Source organism: Streptomyces sp. YS-3, from assembly GCF_045257485.1.
Taxonomy (GTDB): Bacteria; Actinomycetota; Actinomycetes; order Streptomycetales; family Streptomycetaceae; genus Streptomyces.
The window spans coordinates 1-622 of sequence record NZ_JBJHPC010001181.1; the positions used below are offsets into that span (position 1 = coordinate 1).

Below are 622 nucleotides of genomic sequence, written 5' to 3' on the forward strand. Positions count from 1 at the left end.
GGTGGGAGCTGGCCCTTCAGGGGGCCCCACTCGTTCGGGTCGGGGACGCCCGGCGGGAGCATCTGGCGGCGCTTGGGGCCGCCGTGCTCCGACTCCCCCGGCTCCTTCGCGCCCGGCCACGCCTTGGCGACCCGCGCCGCGAGGACGAAGTCCTTGCGCAGGGGGTGGCCCTCGAAGCCCTCGGGAAGGAGGAGGGGCACCAGGTTGGGGTGGCCCTCGAAGACGACGCCGAACATCTCGTGGGTCTCGCGCTCGTGCCAGGCGGCGCCCGCGTACACGTTCACGGCCGAGGCCAGGACGGGGGCGGTGTGCGGCACGGTCGTACGGACGAGGAGGCGGCGTACCCGGCGGTCCGCGAGGGAGACGACGTGCGCGCAGACGCGGAAGCCGGTGCCGGGCTCGTCGACGGCGCTGAGCCAGTCGAAGTACGTGCAGCCCAGCGTGGTGCGGGCGGTCTCCAGCGCGGTCGTCCAGGAGTCGGCGGGGACGTCCACGGTGAGCAGGCCGTACGCCTCCTCGGCGGTGGCGTCCTCGCCGAAGATCTCCGTGACGGCGTCGGGCAGACGGTCGTACGCGGTGGTGGTCACTGCGCGGCCCCCGGCTTCGGCGTGTCACCCTCGGC

The 622-nt window shown here is 74.4% G+C and carries 1 protein-coding gene; it reads right to left on the reverse strand.

Annotated features, from left to right (window positions below):
• Positions 1–587, reverse strand: a 587-nt coding sequence (locus tag ACJA3G_RS38215; RefSeq protein WP_406557578.1) for an NADH-quinone oxidoreductase subunit C, incomplete at its 3' end; no start/stop codon positions are given.
• Positions 588–622 lie beyond the last annotated feature (35 nt).